Source organism: Actinomadura luzonensis, from assembly GCF_022664455.2.
GTDB lineage: Bacteria > Actinomycetota > Actinomycetes > Streptosporangiales > Streptosporangiaceae > Nonomuraea > Nonomuraea luzonensis.
In genome coordinates this window covers 3,071,569-3,087,376 of sequence record NZ_JAKRKC020000002.1, presented here as the reverse complement: position 1 = coordinate 3,087,376, position 15,808 = coordinate 3,071,569, and the positions used below count along the sequence as shown (strand labels likewise).

Sequence of the window (15,808 nt, the reverse complement as noted above, 5' to 3'; positions counted from 1 at the left end):
GGCCCTAGGACTCCTGCCGCACCAGGTCGAGCGCCTTCTGCAGGTCGGCCGGGTAGTCGGTGCTGAACGACATCCACTCCCCGGTCGAGGGGTGCTCGAAGCCGAGCGCGACCGCGTGCAGCCACTGCCGGGTCAGGCCGAGGCGGGCGGCGAGCGTGGGGTCGGCCCCGTAGAACAGGTCGCCGGCGCAGGGGTGGCGGAGGGCCGACATGTGGACCCTGATCTGGTGGGTGCGGCCGGTCTCCAGCTTGATGTCGAGCAGCGACGCCGCCCGGAACGCCTCGATCGTGTCGTAGTGGGTGACGGACGGCTTGCCGCCGGCCACCACCGCGAAGCGCCCGTCGCCGGACGGGTGCCGGTCGATCGGCGCGTCCACGGTGCCGCGGAACGGGTCGGGGTGCCCCTGGACGAGGGCGTGGTAGCGCTTGTCCACCGTGCGTTCCTTGAAGGCGCGCTTGAGGTGGGAGTAGGCGTGCTCGCTCTTGGCGACGACCATGGCGCCGGTGGTGTTGGCGTCGAGGCGGTGCACGATGCCCTGGCGTTCGGCGGCGCCGCTGGTGGCGATGGTGTGGCCGGCGCCGAGCAGGCCGCCGATGACGGTGGGGCCGGTCCAGCCGACGGTGGGGTGGGCGGCCACGCCGATGGGCTTGTTGACGACGAGGATGTCGTCGTCCTCGTACACGATGGTCATGCCGGGCACCGGCTCGGCCACCGGCATGGGCGTGGTGGGCGGGGGCGGCAGCGTCACCTCCAGCCAGGCGCCGCCGCGCACCCGGTCCGACTTGGCCGGCTGCCGGCCGTCGACCAGCACCTCGCCGTCCGCGATCAGCTCGGCGGCGCGGGTGCGGGAGAAGCCGAACAGGCGCGAGAGCGCGGCGTCGAGCCGCTCGCCCTCCAGGCCGTCCGGCACGGGCAGGCTGCGCCGCTCACTCACTCTCGCCCGCCCCCTTGACCTCGCGGCTGCCGTCGATCTGCACGTTGCGCCAGGCCAGCAGCACCGCCAGGATGCCGCCGCAGACGATCGCCGAGTCGGCGATGTTGAAGACGGGGAAGTAGTCGATGACCGGGAAGTGGCCCGGCAGCACCTCGATGAAGTCGACCACGTGCCCCTGGAGCTGTGTGGGCCGGCCGAGGCCCGACGGGTAGCGCAGCAGCCGGTCGGTGAGGTTGCCGAGGGCGCCGCCGAGCAGCAGGCCGAGCGTGACGGCCCACGCCCGGCTGCCCAGCTTGCGCGCGGTGCGCACGATCGCCGCCACGACGCCGGCGGCGATCAGCGTGAAGACGAAGGTCATTCCGGTGCCGATGCTGAACGCGGCACCGGAATTGAAGATCACCCGGAACTGGAGGACGTCAGGGACGACGACCAGGGGCGCCTTGCCCTCAAGCGTCCGCAGCACCACCGTCTTGGTGATCAGGTCGGCCGTGTAGATCACGGCCGCCAGCACGACGAGGACGGCGGCGAGGCGGCGGCGGGGCCTGCCCGCCGGTGACGCTACCGGCGCTCCTCCCTCTGCTTGCAGGCCACGCACAGCGTCGCCCTCGGGAACGCCTGCAGGCGTTCCTTGCCGATCGGCTTGTGGCACGATTCGCACACTCCATAGGTCCCTGCGTCGATCCTGGCGATCGCACGTTCGTTCTGCGCGACCAGATCGCGCGCATTCAGGGTAAGGGCGATCTCGCGTTCGCGCTCGTACGTCTTGGCGCCGGCGTCCGCCTGGTCGTCGCCCGCGCCCTGGGTGATCTCGCCAGAGGCTATCTCGCTCTCGTGGCGGGAGATGTCCGCCTCGAGCTCGTCGATCTCCTGCTGGAGCCTGCCGCGAACCTCGGCCAGCTCCTCTTCCGACCACATCGACGGTGTAGCGGTCTGCGTGACTGCCGCCATGGCTGCCTCCATTGCTGATCAAGGCCTTGAGTGCGGGCAGCTTAGGATCCTCATAACGGAACGACAAACGACCCGCCGGACGGTTTACCTCCCCCGTACTATCCCGCCTCGCGCATCTAACTCCTCCTCAGCGGTGTCCATTCCCACAACTTTGTCGCCGTTTACGAGCTGCGTACCGACACCTGTGGCCGCCACCGGGAAAACCTGGAAGCTCCGGCTCCCACTCTGCGTTATGGTTTGAGTCTGCAAGGCGTTGATGGGGCCCGACTGTGAGGGATATCACCCCGGAGCCGCCGGAAGAACGGCTCGATCCGAGCTCATTAGACCCGGCAGCAGAGCGAATGAAGAGGGCTCCGCCCGCGGGCGGGGTCAAGAAGGGTGGTACCGCGGAGCCGCACGGCTTCGTCCCTTCACGCTTGCCCAGCCGGCCGATCAAGCGTGGAGGTCACGCCCGAGATGTCTTCCCCAACCTTCCGCCCTCTTCCCGCGCAGGTCGACCTGCCCGCGCTCGAGCGCGAGGTCCTCGACCGCTGGCGGGACGGGAAGATCTTCGAGCGCTCCGTCGAGCAGAACGCGGGCAACCCGTCGTGGGTGTTCTACGAGGGCCCGCCCACCGCCAACGGCCTGCCCGGCGTGCACCACGTCGAGGCGCGCGTGTTCAAGGACCTCTTCCCGCGCTACAAGTCGATGCGCGGCTTCAGCGTCCCGCGCAAGGCGGGCTGGGACTGCCACGGCCTGCCGGTCGAGGTCGGCATCGAGCGCGAGCTGGGCCTGTCCGGCAAGCGCGACATCGAGACGTACGGCATCGCCGAGTTCAACGCCAAGTGCCGCGAGTCGGTGCTGCGTCACGTCGACGCCTTCGAGCAGCTCACCGAGCGGATGGGCTACTGGATCGACCTGTCGCAGGCTTACCGGACGATGGACCCGTCCTACATCGAGTCGGTGTGGTGGTCGCTGAAGGTCGTCTTCGACAAGGGGCTGCTCTTCCGCGACTTCCGCATCACGCCGTACTGCCCGCGCTGCGGCACGGGGCTGTCCGACCACGAGATGGGGCAGCCGGGCGCGTACGAGACGGTCTCCAGCCCGTCGGTGTACGTGCGCATGCCGGTGCTGTCCGGGCCGCTGGCCGAGCTGGGCGCCGCGCTGCTCATCTGGACGACCACGCCGTGGACGCTGGTGTCCAACACCGCGGTCGCCGTGCACCCCGACGTCACCTACGTCGCCGCCCGCACCGCCGACGGCGAGGTGCTGGTGGTGGCCGAGCCGCTGCTGTCGGTCCTCGGCGAGGGCGCGACCGAGCTGGCCCGCTACACCGGCCGCGACCTGGAGCACACGGCCTACGCGCGGCCGTTCGAGCTGGTCGACATCCCGGGCGCCCACTACGTCGTGCTCGGCGACTACGTCACCGTCGAGGACGGCACCGGCCTGGTCCACCAGGCGCCCGCCTTCGGCGCCGACGACATGGCGGTCATCAAGCGCTACGACATGCCGGTCGTCAACCCGATCGGCCCCGACGGCCGCTTCCTCGACGACGTCCCCATGGTCGGCGGCACGTTCTTCAAGGACGCCGACGAGGAGCTGACCGAGGACCTGCGGGCCCGCGGCCTGCTCTACCGCGGCGGCCACATGGAGCACAGCTACCCGCACTGCTGGCGCTGCCACACGGCGCTGCTCTACTACGCCCTGCCGTCCTGGTACATCCGCACCACCGCGATCAAGGACCAGATGCTGGCCGAGAACGCCGGCACCAACTGGTACCCCGAGACCATCAAGTGGGGCCGGTTCGGCGAGTGGCTGCGCAACAACGTCGACTGGTCGCTGTCGCGCTCGCGCTACTGGGGCACGCCGCTGCCGCTGTGGGTGTGCGGCGCGGACGAGACGCACGTCACCTGCGTCGGGTCGCTGGAGGAGCTGGGCACGCTGGCCGGGCAGGACGTCTCGGCCCTCGACCCGCACCGGCCGTACGTGGACGACGTCGTCTTCCCCTGCCCGTCCTGCGGCGCCGAGGCCCGCCGGGTGCCCGACGTCATCGACGCCTGGTACGACTCCGGCTCCATGCCGTTCGCGCAGTGGGGCGAGCGCGGCATGCCCGAGGGCGTCTACCCGGCGCAGTTCATCTGCGAGGCCACCGACCAGACCCGCGGCTGGTTCTACTCGCTCATGGCCGTCGGCACGCTGGTCTTCGGCAAGTCCTCCTACGAGAACGTGCTCTGCCTCGGCCTCATCCTGGCCGAGGACGGCCGCAAGATGAGCAAGCACCTCGGCAACATCCTGGAGCCGATCCCGCTGATGGACGAGCACGGCGCCGACGCGCTGCGCTGGTTCATGGCCTGCTCCGGCTCGCCGTGGGCGGCCCGCCGGGTGGGGCACAACGCCCTGGAGGAGATCGTCCGCAAGGTCCTGCTGACCCTGTGGAACACCTCGTCGTTCTTCACCCTGTACGCCAACGCCGAGTCCTGGTCGCCGGCCCGGCTGGCCGAGGCCACGCCGGCCGCCGAGCGCCCGCTGCTCGACCGGTGGGCGCTGGCCGAGCTGCACCGCACGGTCGCCGAGGTGACGGCGGCGCTGGAGGAGTACGACACCCAGCGCGCCGGCCGCCGCCTGGCCGACTTCCTGGACGACCTGTCCAACTGGTACGTGCGCCGCTCGCGCCGCCGCTTCTGGCAGGGCTCGCAGGACGCCTTCGCCACGCTGTACGAGTGCCTGGAGACGACGCTGCGGCTGATGGCGCCCATCACGCCGTTCGTCACCGACTACCTCTGGGACGTGCTGCGCGCGGCCGACGCCCCCGCCTCCGTGCACCTGGCGTCCTGGCCCGAGGTGCGCGAGGACCTGCTCGACCCGGTGCTGTCGGACCGGATGGCGCTGGTGCGGCGGCTGGTGGAGCTGGGCCGCTCGGCCCGCGCGTCGTCGGGGGTCAAGACCCGGCAGCCGCTCGGGCGGGCCCTGGTGGGCGCGCACGGCTGGCCGGCGCTCCCGGCCGAGCTGCGCGGGCTGGTGGCCGACGAGCTCAACGTTCAGACGCTGGAGGACATGTCCGGCTTCAGCGCCGACCTCGTGAACTACACGGTCAAGCCGAACTTCCGGGCGCTCGGCAAGCGGTTCGGCCCGCAGACCAAGCTGGTGGCCGCCGCCGTCACGGCCGCCGATCCGGCCCGGGTGGCCCGCGCCATCCGTTCCGGCGGCACGGTCATGGTGGAGGCGGACGAGCTGGGCGAGATCATGCTCGGCCCCGACGACGTGATCGTCAACGAGCAGCCCCGGGCCGGCTGGGCCGTCGAGACCGGCGCCATCGGCGCGGGAGCGGGCGAGACCATCGCCCTCGACCTGGAGCTGACGGACGAGCTGCGCCGCGCCGGCCTGCTGCGCGAGGTCATCCGCCTGGTCCAGGAAGCCCGCAAGGCCACCGGGCTGTCGATCACCGACCGCATCGAGCTGTGGTGGTCCGCCGCCGGGTCCGCCGACCTCGCCGCCGCGCTGCGGGACGAGCCGCAGGTGGTGGCGGAGGAGGTGCTGGCCACGTCGGTGACGGAGGGCACGGCCGAGGGCCTGCCGTCCCACACCGACGAGGACCTGGGCCTCACCTTCCAGCTCCGCCGCGCCTGACCCGGCACGGGTCCCGCGTACGAGGGGCGCGCCGCGCGGCGCGCCCCTTTCGCGTCTCCCCCGCCCGCCGACACGAAGAAGCCCCCGGTCGCGCCTCGACCGGGGGCTTCTTCTGCTACGTCGTCGTCAGGAGACGGTCTCGCGGTCGTGCTGGCAGACCGAGCAGCTCGTCAGCCCGGCCGCCTCGGCCGCCGCGACGGTCATCGTCTCGACACCGCTGTCACCCGCGCCCTTGATCAGCGGGCAGTCGGTGCTGTGGTAGCGGCGAGTGCCGACGATGACCTTCACCGTGCCCTTCCCCGGGCCCTTCCCGGCGGTCGGCTCACCAGCTTGGGGGTTGGGGCCGGACGGCAGCGGGCCCTTGGGCTTGGCCTCCGACTCGGCCGAGGACGCCGGCCGCTCCAGGGCGGCCTCCTCCTCGGGCGCCGCCACGGGGAACGTCTTGGGGCCGGACGAGGGCCGCTCGGGCGGTTCCGGACGGGACGGCGGCGCGGCCGGCGAGGAAGGGATGCGGGGCTGCGGCGCGGTGGCGGGCCCGGAAGCGTCGTCCTCGTCGTCATCCCGCCCCGTGGCCTGGCCGGGGGGCGGGATCGGCAACGACAGGGAGGGGTCGGTGCGCTCGGCCTCGTCCTCGTCGGGCACGACCGCGGGCGTACGACCGCCTCCGGACAGGCCCTTCGGCGGCGTACCGGCCGCCTTGCCAGGCGCGCCCGATGCCGGGACGCCGGGCTCGGCGGGCTTGCCGGCCGTGCTGCCCGGCTTGCCAGTGGGGCTCCCCGGCTTGGCGGCAGCGCTTCCCGGCTTGCCGCCGGGCGTCCTGCCCTGGGAGCCGGAAGCCCCGGCCTTTTCACCGGCAGGGGCTGCGCCGGGCTTCGGGCCGCCCTCGGGCCGGTTCGCGAACGGCGGCGGCTGGAAGATGGAGGTCTCCGTCTCCGCCTGCTCGTCGTCCGATCCGGGACGGCCGGAGGCGGCGGAGGTGGAGGGGCCCTTGGCGGCCTTCCCCGAGGGTGCGGGGGCGGCGGCCGGCCTGCCGAACCATCCGGCGGCGCCTTCCTCGTGGGCGGCGGCCTCCGAACCGGACGGCCCCTTCGCACCGGCAGATCCCTTGGCACCGGCAGAGCCCTTCGCACCGGCAGAGCCCTTCGCACCACCGGCGGCCTGAGGGCCGGTGGACGGCTGCGGCCTCGCGGCCGGTTGCGGCCCGGAGCCGAGCTGCGACTTGGCCGCAGCCTGCGGCCCGGAGCCGGGCTGCGGCCTGGCGGGAGCCTGCGGGCCCGAGGCGGGCTGCGACTTTGCGGGGGCCTGCGAACCGGAGCCGAGCTGCGACTTGTCCGGTCCCTGTGGGCCGGAGCCGGACTGCGGCGGCCTGGCGGGAGCCTGCGGGCCCGAGGCGGGCTGCGACTTGGCCGGGGTCTGTGGGCCGGTGGACGGCTGCGGCCTGGCGGCGGGTTGCGGGCCAGGGCCGGCTTGCGGGCCGGAGGCGGGGCGCGAGCCAGATGCGGACGGTGGGCCGGAGCTGGGCTGCGGGCCGGATGCGGGCTGCGGGCCGGAGGGGGATTGTGGCGTGGAGGCGGTGGCGGGGCGTCCGGGGGCGGTGGGGGGTTCCGGGGTGGGGGTGGAAGCCGTGGTGCCGGGCTTCGGCGGCGCGGCCGGCGGACGCAGGTCGCGGGTCTCCGCGGAGGTCTCCACCCGGCCTTCCGCCCGGCTCTCCGCGACGGGCGCGGCACCGGCTCCGGGGGCGGGCTCGGGGTCGGCGGCAGGCGGCAGCTGCCGTCCGCCGAGCGCTGCGTCGGGCAGGCACGTCGTGCAGGGCGTGAAGCCCTCCTCGCGAGCCTCCTCGTAGGTGAGCTCCTCGTGCTCCCTGCCGGCGAGCTGCCGGCAGCCGGCCACGTGGTAGCGCTTGCGGCCGGGGATCACCAGCACGATCGCGTCCGGTGCGACCCCGCCCGCCGGGGGGCGGCGCGGGCCGGGGGCCGGAAGGGTCACCGTCCGCTGCGGCGGCTGCGGCTGCGGACGCGCGTGGGGTGGCGGCTGATGAGCCACAGGACCGGTCTGGGTGTACGGCGAGCCGGGAGGCGGCATGAGCCCTGCGGGAGGGGGGGTGGCCGGCGCAGCGGCCCGCCCACCACCGGGGAACAGCTCGTGTCGCCGCAGGAACGCCCCGATCACCAGGAACAGCGCGGACAGGACGCTGACCACGATGGACCACATGATCAGGAACGGCTTCGCCAGTACGAAGCCCGCGATCAGCAGCACGACCGCCGCGAGCACCAAACCAGCACTGATAAGGATCACAGAGGGCTCTTTCGAGTGACAGGTCCTAGTGACCCGTTACTTTACCGGCGGTCGTTGTGGGGACCGTCAGCGCCGGGGAAAGCGCCCTGCGGAGCCTCGCCGCCGAAGGGGTTGGGGCTGCCGGGGAGCGGCGGCTGACCACCCTGGGGCACGGCGTGCATCGCCGGAGCCTGGCCGCCGGGGCCGCCGGACATGACGGGGAACCCGCCGCTGCCCTCGGCCGAGACGTTGAGCTCGGCGAGCTGGTTCTCCAGGTAGAGCTTGAGCCTGCTGCGGTACTCGCGCTCGAAGCTGCGCAGCTCCTCGACCTTGCGCTCCAGCTCGTCGCGGGTCTGCACCAGCGAGCCCATGGCCTGGCGGTGGCGCTCCTGCGCGTCGCGCTCGAGCGTCTCGGCGCGAGCGCGGGCGTCGCCGATGACCTGCTCGGCCTGGCGGCGGGCCTTGGTGAGGATCTCGTCGGCCTCGCGGCGGGCGCGGGTGACGGTCTCGTCGGCCTCGCGGCGGGCGTCGGCGATGGCCTGGTCGGCGGTCTGCTGGGCGAGGGCGAGCACGCGGGCCGCGGTGTCCATGTTGTCCTCGGCGGGAGGCATGCTCATGGCCACGGGGACGGGCGGCTGCTGCACCGGCGGCGGCTCGGGGGCCCGCATGGGCTCCGGCTGCGGCGGCGCCATCATCTCCGGCTTGGGCTGCTCCTGGACCGGCGCGGAGGCCATGGGCATGCTCATGCCGCCCGGCACCTTTCCGCGCAGGCACTCGGCCAGCTTGGCGCGGAGCTCCTCGTTCTCTTGGATCAGGCGGTCGAGCTCAGCCTCCACCTCGTCGAGGAAGGCGTCGACCTCTTCCTCGTCGTAGCCCGGCCGCAGCCGGGTGGTACTGAACTGCTTGTTCCGCACATCAGCGGGCGTCAGCGGCATCTTTTGGTCTCCTTGGCGCGCTTGGAGTCTGTCCGGAGGGACGGTAACCCGAATCACTTCAGCGCGGACACGAGTTGGATCACGACCTGCGCGACACCGGCCCGGTCACCGCAGCAGCCCCGCGATCTGGATCAAGATCAGGACCACGATGAACAGGACAGTGAAGCTTAGGTCAAAGGCCACCGTACCCAACCGGAGCGGAGGAATGAAACGGCGGAGGAACTTGAGAGGCGGATCCGTCGCGGTGTACGTGGCCTCGGCCAGCACCAGCACGACGCCGGTCGGCCGCCACTGACGGGCGAACGCCTGCACCGTCTCGAAGATCATCCTGCCGATGAGCAGCACCAGGTAGAGAGACAGGACAACGACCAAGATCTGACCCACGATCGCCACGGCCCGGCCGCGCCTCCACTTCCGGTGAGCCCTCCCGGCCTCGCTGAGACCCGGTTGGGGGTGATGGACATACAGAGACTCTAACTCTGATTGAAGAACCCGCGTTCCGCGATTCGAGCCTTGTCCTCGGCGGTCACCTCGACATTGGCAGGGGACAACAGGAACACCTTGTTGGTAACACGTTCGATGCTCCCGTGTAGGCCAAAGACGAGACCTGCCGCGAAATCGACCAGCCGTTTGGCGTCGCTGTCAACCATCTCGGTCAGGTTCATGATGACCGGGGTGCCGTCGCGGAAGTGCTCGCCGATGGTGCGCGCCTCGTTGTACGTACGCGGGTGGAGCGTGGTGATGCGGGCCAGATCGGTCGTGCGGCGCTCCAGGATCGCCGTGGAGGGCCTGGGCGCGGGCACCGGGGCGTCGGGTTCGTCGTCGCGGTCCTGGGCCGCCACGGGCCGATCCTCGCCGGTCCGCTGCACCTCTTCCTCGTAGGCGTAGTCGTCCTGGTAGGTCTCGTACCTCTCGTAGCGGTCGTCCTCCACGAGACCGAGGTAGACCGCCATCTTGCGCATCGCGCCGGCCATCGCTACGTCGTCCTCCTGCTCATGGTCGCCCTCGCTCGGGCCCGGCGCCGGGCGCCGAGGCGGTAGCCGTAACCCCCTCGGACCCTCCGCCGAATTCGACCTCTACCTGATCATGGGCCTGAAGACCCACTTGAGGGGACATTACCTGACGAAGGGCTTGCGACGACCGAGCAACGCCGTACCGACGCGCACGTGTGTCGCCCCGTACGCGATCGCCTCGGCCAGGTCGCCGCTCATGCCGGCCGAGACCATCGTGGCGCGGGGATGCTGCTCCTGCACCCGCGTGGCGACCTCGCGCAGCCGTTCGAACGCCTTGGCCGGCTCCTCGCCGAGCGGCGCGACCGCCATGACGCCGCCCAGCCACACGCCCTCGGCGAGGGCGACCTCGTCGGCGAGCGCCGGCACGTCGGCCGGGAGCGCGCCGCCCCTGGCCGGGTCCTCGTCGAGGGCGACCTGGATGAGGCAGCCGACGTCGCGGCCCTGGCGGACAGCCTCGCGACTGATCGCCTCCACCAGCCGGAGCCGGTCGACGGAGTGGACCACGTCCGCGTAGCCGACCACCGAGCGGACCTTGTTGGTCTGGAGCTGGCCGACGAAGTGCCAGGTCAGCGGGAGCCCGGCCAGCTCGGCGGCCTTCGGGGCGGCCTCCTGGTCGCGGTTCTCGCCGACGTCGCGCACGCCCAGCCCGGACAGGATCCTGACGTCCTCGGCGGGGCGGGTCTTGGTGACGGCGATCAGCGTGACCTCGCCGCGGTCGCGGCCCACCGCGCGGCAGGCCGCCGCGATGCGCGCCTCGACCTCGGCGAGACCGGCCGCGATCTCGTCCCTTCTCACGTGAGTCTTCCTCTCGATAGCGGCGTCGGCGCACCCTGTTCGCCCGCGCGCACATGACGGCGCCGCTCCCGTGGTCCCGGGGAGCGGCGTGGGGCGTCCGCGCTACTTGAGGAAGTCAGGGACGTCGAGCTCCTCTTCCTGCTCCTCGAAGATCACCCGGGGACGTTTGGCGGGCTCCGACATGCGGGAGGTGATGGGCGTGGGCGGGTTGGCGGGCTCGGGCGCGGGCCGCGGGATCGAGACGGGGCCGGAGGGCTCGTCGGCGGGCGCCTCGTCGACCGGCTCGGCCACCGCCTGCACCGGCTCCACCGGTCGCACCGGCTCCGGCCTCGGCTCCGGGCGCGGCTCCGGCCTGAACTCCGCCCGCGGCTCGGGACGGGCCTCGGGACGGGGCTCCGCGCGCAGCTCGGGACGGGGCTCGGGACGCGGCTCGGCGCGGAAGTCCGGGCGCGGCTCGGGACGGGCCTCGGCGCGCGGCTCGGGACGGAAGTCCGCCCGCTGTTCGGGACGCCCCTCGGAGCGCAGCACGGGCGGCTCGGACTTGACGCTCGGCGAGGACACGCTCGGCCGGGCCGGCGAGGACACCGGGGCGGCGGGCGGCGGCGTGGCGGCGGCGCGCGCGGCGGGCCGCGGCAGCTCCTTGACGGCCGGTCCCGGCACGTCGTCGAAGCCGGCCGCGATCACCGTCACGCGCACCTCGTCGCCGAGGGCGTCGTCGATGACCGTGCCGAAGATGATGTTGGCGTCGGGCGCGGCGGCCATCGAGACGAGCTGGGCGGCCTCGTTGATCTCGAACAGGCCGAGGTCGGAGCCGCCCGCGATGGACAGCAGGACGCCGTGGGCGCCGTCGATGCTGGCCTCCAGCAGCGGGCTGGAGACCGCCATCTCGGCCGCCGCCACCGAGCGGTCGTCGCCGCGGGCGTGGCCGATGCCCATGAGCGCCGAGCCCGCGCCGGACATGACCGACTTGACGTCGGCGAAGTCCAGGTTGATCAGGCCGGGCGTGGTGATGAGGTCGGTGATGCCCTGCACACCGGACAGCAGCACCTGGTCGGCCGCCTTGAAGGCGTCCAGGACGCTGACCTGCCGGTCGGAGATCGACAGCAGCCGGTCGTTGGGGATGACGATCAGCGTGTCGACCTCGTCGCGCAGCGTCTCGATGCCCGCCTCGGCCTGCATGGCCCTGCGGCGTCCCTCGAAGCTGAACGGCCGGGTGACGACGCCGATGGTGAGCGCCCCCAGCGACCTGGCGATGTTGGCCACCACGGGGGCGCCGCCGGTGCCGGTGCCGCCGCCCTCGCCCGCCGTGACGAAGACCATGTCGGCCCCCTTGAGGACCTCCTCGATCTCCTCGCGGTGGTCCTCGGCGGCCTTGCGGCCGACGTCGGGGTTGGCGCCCGCGCCGAGTCCGCGCGTGAGCTCGCGGCCCACGTCGAGTTTCACGTCGGCGTCACTCATCAGCAGCGCCTGGGCGTCGGTGTTGATGGCGATGAACTCGACGCCCTTGAGTCCCTCCTCGATCATCCGGTTGACGGCGTTGACTCCGCCGCCGCCGATGCCGACGACCTTGATGACCGCGAGGTAGTTCTGCGGTGCTGCCACGACGAGGGGCCTTTCCGCTCGTTGACTTGCCATTTCGGTGCGGATCGTCTCCGCTTTTTGTCAGTTCGGGTAACTCTCAACCTCAGGTTGAGATTTAGATTTATGTCAACCTGAGGATTGATACGGACAGTAGGAGTTGCGCTCCGGGCGGGTCAACTAACCGCGCCGCAAGCGCGTCCGGCGTGTCGCGGGCTGTCCGATTCGCTCCGAAGTCGCGCCTGGTCGGGGCACTCCCAGGTCCGATCCCCGACTTTAGGCTCTCACGCCGCGACCCCCACCTCGCACAGGCTCGGCGATGCCGTTGCCGCGGAGTTGCCAGACCCTGACACTCTTGATCACTTCAGGGTGACCACGTCGGGCGAGCTGACGTCGTAGACGTTCGCCTTCTCCCGTTTGAGGAGCGCGGTCAGAATGCGGCCTTTCTCCTGCGGACGGTCGGGACCGCCCCATACGACCGTGCGGCCGTCGGACAGCTCCAGCGTCACGCCCTCCGCCGTGCCCGCCCGCACCTGGCGCACCTTGGGCGCGATCGCGTCCGGGACGGCCTGGATCACCTGGAGCGCGGCGACGGTGGCCGGGTCGCCGGCCGCCAGGTTGTCGACCCTGAGCACCGGCAGCAGGGGCGGCGCCGTGGGCCGCACCTCGATCACGACGCCGTGGCCGTCCACGATCGCCACCTTGTCGCCGGCCGGGACGGCCGCGACCGGCTCCCGCTCGACCACCTCGATGCGCAGCGTGCCCGGCCAGACGCGGTCCACCTTGGCGCTGGCGAGCTGCCTGATCCCGAGCACTCTCGACTGGACGCCGGCCAGGTCGACCGTGGCCAGGGGGTGCAGGTCCGCGACGCCGGCCTGCCGCTCGATGCGTTCGCTGGGCACTGTGAGATTTCCCACGATCTCGATCGAACGCACGCCGAGGACCGGCGAGAAGAACACCAGCCATGCGGCCGTGCCCACCACCCCCGCGGTGAGCAGCACCAGGAACGCCGTCCGCGCCTTCATCGCCCTCCCACATCACCCATATCGGCACCGAACCTACGCCGGGGGCGCGGCCCGCGTGCCACGCCACGCCCGGACCCCGCCCGATTCCCCCCTCAGCACCTTCTGCCGCCCTGCCTCCCTCAACCCGCAGGGGCCCGGGGCAGGGCGCTCCGGGGCGCTCGCCGCCGCCTCCAGGGGCCGGTGGCGGAGGGGTGCGGCTCCGGAGAGCGGGGGCGGGTCAGGAGAGGCGGGTGACGATCTGGGGGCCGAGTTCGGTGACGTCGCCCGCGCCCATCGTCAGGACGATGTCGCCCGGCCGCGCCCGCTCCGCCACCAGCCCCGGCACCGCGGCCCGGTCCGGCGCGTACGACACCCGCCCCTCGGGCAGCGGCACCCGCGAGGCGACCATCGCCCCCGACACCCCGGGCTCCGGGTCCTCGCGGGCCCCGTACACGTCGAGCACGATGGCCTCGTCGGCGAGCCCGAGCGCCGCGCCGAACTCGTCGGCGAAGAAGCGGGTGCGCGAGTAGAGGTGCGGCTGGAAGATCGCGATGACCCGCCCGTGCCCGGAGTAGGAGGCGACGACGTCGCGCGCCGCCCGCAGGTCGGCGGCGAGCTCGGTGGGGTGGTGGGCGTAGCTGTCGAAGACGGCGACGCCGCCCGCCTCGCCCTTGGCCTCGAAGCGCCGCTTGGCCCCCGTGAAGGCCCCCAGGCCCTCTCTGATCTCCTCGAAGCCCAGCCCCAGCTCGTCGGCCACGGCGATCACCGCGGTGGCGTTGAGCGCGTTGTGCGCCCCGGGGACGGCCAGCCGCACGTCGCCCCGCCCCTCGATCTCGAAGACCGTGCCGAACCCGTCGGGCCGGACGCCGGTGACGCGGTAGTCGGCACCCTCGGCGGCGCCGTAGGTGCGCACCCGCAGCCCGCGCGAGCGGGCCCGCCCGGCCAGCTCGGCCGCGCCCGGGTCGTCGGCGCACAGCACCAGCAGCGAGCCCACCCGGTCGGCGAAGCGGGCGAAGCTGTCGTGCACGGCCCGCGGGTCGCCGTAGTTGTCGAGGTGGTCGGCCTCGACGTTGGTGACGACGGCGATGTCGGGGGCCAGCATGAGGAACGAGCCGTCGCTCTCGTCGGCCTCGGCGACGAACACCGTGCCGGAGCCGTCGTCGGCGCCGAGCCCGGTGGTGACGAGCTGCCCGCCCACGCAGTACGACGGGTCGGCCCCGCACTTCTGCAGCGCCACCGTCAGCATCGAGGTGGTGGTGGTCTTGCCGTGCGTGCCGGCGATGGCCACGGCGGTGCGCCCGGCCATGACGGAGGCCAGCGCGGCCGCCCGCGGGATGATGCGCAGCCCCTGCTTGAGCGCCTCGCCCAGCTCGGGGTTGGAGTCGCGGATGGCGGTGGAGACGACGACGGTGTCGACGTCCCTGATGTGCGAGGCGGCGTGGCCGATGTGCACGACCGCGCCGAGGTCGCGCAGCTCGGCGACCAGCTCGGAGCTGCGGGCGTCGCTGCCCGACACCCGCACGCCGCGCTTGAGCAGGATGCGGGCGATGCCGGACATGCCCGCGCCGCCGATGCCGATGAAGTGCACCCGCCCCAGTTCTTCGACGCGGACGGGATCGACCAGCTTGACGAGACTCATCGGGCTATCTCCAACACTTTCCTGGCAAGCATGATATCGGCGTCCTTGCGCCCGAGCCGGGAGGCGGCCTCCGACATGACGGCGACGCGCTCGGGGTCGTGCAGCATCGGCAGCACGTTCCGGATGATCCACTCGGGCGACAGCTCGGCGTCGTCGGCCATGAGCCCGCCGCCGCCGCGCACGATGCGCTCGGCGTTGAGCGCCTGCTCGCCGTTGCCGTGCGGCAGCGGCACGTACGCGGCGGGCAGCCCCACCGCGGTCAGCTCGGCGCAGGTGAGCGCGCCGCTGCGGCAAAGGGCCACGTCGGCGGCGGCGTAGGCGAGGTCCATGCGGTCGACGTAGGGCAGCAGGACGTATTGCGGGTCGCCGGGCGGCGGCTCGTGCTCGACGGTGTTCTTCGGGCCGAGCACGTGCAGCACCTGCACCCCGGCGCGGCGCAGCGCGGGCGCGGCGGCCAGCGCGGCCTGGTTGATCGACCGGGCGCCCTGCGAGCCGCCGAACACCAGCAGCGTCGGCCGGTCGCTCTCCAGCCCGAACCACGAGCGGGCCTTGTCGCCCATGGACAGCCGGTCGAGGGTGACGATGTCGCGGCGCAGCGGGGTGCCGATGTACTCGGCCTTGGGCAGCGCGGCGTCGGGGAAGCCGGTGAAGACGTGGTCGGTGAGCCGCGCGCCCAGCCGGTTGGCCAGGCCGGGGCGCGGGTTGGCCTCGTGGACGACGATCGGCAGCCCGCGCCGCTTGGCCGCGAGGTAGGCGGGCGTGGCGACGTAGCCGCCGAAGCCGACCAGCACGTCGGCCCCGACGCGGTCGAGCACGCCCGCGACCGCGTTGATCGCCCCGGCCAGCCGGCCCGGCACGGTCAGCAGGCTCGGGGTGATCGCTCTCGGCAGCGGGACCGCCGGCACCAGCTCCAGCTCGTATCCCCTGGCGGGCACCAGGCGGGTCTCCAGCCCGCGCTCGGTGCCCACGCAGGTGACGCCGATGCCGGGATCGAGATGGCGCAGCGCGTCCGCAAGGGCGAGCGCCGGCTCGATGTGCCCGGCCGTCCCCCCACCGGCGAGGACCACCCTCATCAAGGTCAC

13 protein-coding genes are annotated in these 15,808 nt (G+C 72.6%); 1 reads left to right on the top strand and 12 read right to left on the bottom strand.

Going from position 1 to position 15,808, the window contains the following annotated elements; all coding sequences use genetic code 11:
- Positions 1-4: 4 nt before the first annotated feature.
- The 3 genes from MF672_RS44700 to MF672_RS44690 are packed head-to-tail and all read right to left on the bottom strand — an operon-like array spanning position 5 to position 1,882.
- Positions 5-934 (bottom strand): RluA family pseudouridine synthase, encoded by a 930-nt coding sequence (locus MF672_RS44700; RefSeq protein ID WP_242381923.1) that lies wholly within the window; start codon positions 932-934, stop codon positions 5-7.
- Positions 927-1,445 carry a signal peptidase II gene (gene lspA / locus MF672_RS44695; RefSeq protein WP_242381922.1) on the bottom strand — a complete coding sequence of 173 codons (519 nt, stop codon included), beginning with the start codon at positions 1,443-1,445 and terminating at the stop codon, positions 927-929. The genes MF672_RS44700 and lspA overlap by 8 nt, the downstream gene beginning before the upstream one ends.
- Before the next feature lie 47 nt (positions 1,446-1,492).
- Positions 1,493-1,882 (bottom strand): TraR/DksA family transcriptional regulator, encoded by a 390-nt coding sequence (locus tag MF672_RS44690; protein WP_242381921.1) that lies wholly within the window; start codon positions 1,880-1,882, stop codon positions 1,493-1,495.
- 456 nt (positions 1,883-2,338) lie between these two features.
- On the opposite strand from MF672_RS44690, the gene ileS reads away from it, so the two are divergent.
- Positions 2,339-5,488, top strand: coding sequence for an isoleucine--tRNA ligase (gene ileS, locus MF672_RS44685; protein ID WP_242381920.1), 3,150 nt, complete (start codon positions 2,339-2,341; stop codon positions 5,486-5,488).
- A 126-nt stretch (positions 5,489-5,614) separates the two neighbouring features.
- Here ileS and MF672_RS44680 read toward each other — a convergent pair whose 3' ends face one another.
- The 9 genes from MF672_RS44680 to murG all read right to left on the bottom strand — a co-directional run bounded on the left by MF672_RS44680 (position 5,615) and on the right by murG (position 15,799).
- Positions 5,615-7,783: a hypothetical protein gene (locus tag MF672_RS44680; RefSeq protein WP_242381919.1), complete on the bottom strand. Its 2,169-nt coding sequence runs from the start codon at positions 7,781-7,783 to the stop codon at positions 5,615-5,617.
- A gap of 41 nt (positions 7,784-7,824) precedes the next feature.
- Positions 7,825-8,697 (bottom strand): DivIVA domain-containing protein, encoded by an 873-nt coding sequence (locus MF672_RS44675; protein ID WP_242381918.1) that lies wholly within the window; start codon positions 8,695-8,697, stop codon positions 7,825-7,827.
- Positions 8,698-8,802: 105 nt separating this feature from the next.
- Positions 8,803-9,090: a YggT family protein gene (locus MF672_RS44670; RefSeq protein ID WP_242381917.1), complete on the bottom strand. Its 288-nt coding sequence runs from the start codon at positions 9,088-9,090 to the stop codon at positions 8,803-8,805.
- Between the two features lie 80 nt (positions 9,091-9,170).
- Positions 9,171-9,671 (bottom strand): cell division protein SepF, encoded by a 501-nt coding sequence (locus MF672_RS44665; protein WP_242381916.1) that lies wholly within the window; start codon positions 9,669-9,671, stop codon positions 9,171-9,173.
- A gap of 141 nt (positions 9,672-9,812) precedes the next feature.
- Positions 9,813-10,505 (bottom strand): YggS family pyridoxal phosphate-dependent enzyme, encoded by a 693-nt coding sequence (locus MF672_RS44660; protein ID WP_242381915.1) that lies wholly within the window; start codon positions 10,503-10,505, stop codon positions 9,813-9,815.
- 102 nt (positions 10,506-10,607) lie between these two features.
- On the bottom strand, positions 10,608-12,107 hold the full coding sequence (gene ftsZ, locus MF672_RS44655) for a cell division protein FtsZ (RefSeq protein ID WP_242381914.1): 1,500 nt from the start codon (positions 12,105-12,107) through the stop codon (positions 10,608-10,610).
- Positions 12,108-12,442: 335 nt separating this feature from the next.
- Positions 12,443-13,108: a cell division protein FtsQ/DivIB gene (locus tag MF672_RS44650; protein WP_242381913.1), complete on the bottom strand. Its 666-nt coding sequence runs from the start codon at positions 13,106-13,108 to the stop codon at positions 12,443-12,445.
- Between the two features lie 217 nt (positions 13,109-13,325).
- Positions 13,326-14,726, bottom strand: coding sequence for a UDP-N-acetylmuramate--L-alanine ligase (gene murC, locus MF672_RS44645; RefSeq protein WP_242381912.1), 1,401 nt, complete (start codon positions 14,724-14,726; stop codon positions 13,326-13,328).
- The gene (gene murG / locus MF672_RS44640; RefSeq protein WP_242381911.1) at positions 14,723-15,799 is read right to left on the bottom strand and encodes an undecaprenyldiphospho-muramoylpentapeptide beta-N-acetylglucosaminyltransferase; all 1,077 of its coding nucleotides are present in this window, start codon (positions 15,797-15,799) and stop codon (positions 14,723-14,725) included. The genes murC and murG overlap by 4 nt, the downstream gene beginning before the upstream one ends.
- Between the last annotated feature and the right edge of the window lie 9 nt (positions 15,800-15,808).

Coding starts and splice junctions, on each gene's coding strand:
- MF672_RS44690 (WP_242381921.1), bottom strand. CDS start 1,882: ATGGCGGCAGTCACGCAGACCGCTACACCGTCGATGTGGTCGGAAGAG.
- ileS (WP_242381920.1), top strand. CDS start 2,339: ATGTCTTCCCCAACCTTCCGCCCTCTTCCCGCGCAGGTCGACCTGCCC.
- MF672_RS44675 (WP_242381918.1), bottom strand. CDS start 8,697: ATGCCGCTGACGCCCGCTGATGTGCGGAACAAGCAGTTCAGTACCACC.
- MF672_RS44665 (WP_242381916.1), bottom strand. CDS start 9,671: ATGGCCGGCGCGATGCGCAAGATGGCGGTCTACCTCGGTCTCGTGGAG.
- MF672_RS44650 (WP_242381913.1), bottom strand. CDS start 13,108: ATGAAGGCGCGGACGGCGTTCCTGGTGCTGCTCACCGCGGGGGTGGTG.
- murC (WP_242381912.1), bottom strand. CDS start 14,726: ATGAGTCTCGTCAAGCTGGTCGATCCCGTCCGCGTCGAAGAACTGGGG.
- murG (WP_242381911.1), bottom strand. CDS start 15,799: ATGAGGGTGGTCCTCGCCGGTGGGGGGACGGCCGGGCACATCGAGCCG.